This is a genomic window from Pollutimonas rozaliensis (genome assembly GCF_048751585.1).
Classification (GTDB): domain Bacteria; phylum Pseudomonadota; class Gammaproteobacteria; order Burkholderiales; family Burkholderiaceae_B.
This window is the reverse complement of record NZ_JAZHOB010000326.1, coordinates 1-242: the sequence shown is the minus strand read 5'-3', so window position 1 is coordinate 242 and position 242 is coordinate 1. Positions and strand designations below refer to the sequence as shown.

The 242-nt window shown below is 64.5% G+C and carries 1 protein-coding gene; it reads right to left on the bottom strand.

The window, feature by feature from the left end; translation table 11 throughout:
• On the bottom strand, positions 1 to 242 hold a 242-nt coding region (locus tag V0R37_RS23095; protein ID WP_420376691.1), incomplete at both ends, for an ABC transporter permease subunit.

The following is a 242-nucleotide window of genomic DNA, read 5'->3' as shown; positions in this document are numbered from 1 at the left end:
CAGGATTGGCAGCGCACCCAGCAGCACCATGTCCATTGCCGCCTGCCCCAACCCTTGAAAAATGAAGGTGCTAAGTCCTCCGGCACCAATCAGCGCCGCCACCGCCGTAAGCCCGATGGCCTGTACGGCGGTGACTCTTACCCCTTCCAGCAACACCGGCAGCGCCAGCGGTAGCCGAACCTGCCAGAACCGCTGCGGGCTCCGCATTCCCATGGCCTTGGCCGCTTCCAGGGTCTCTGCAC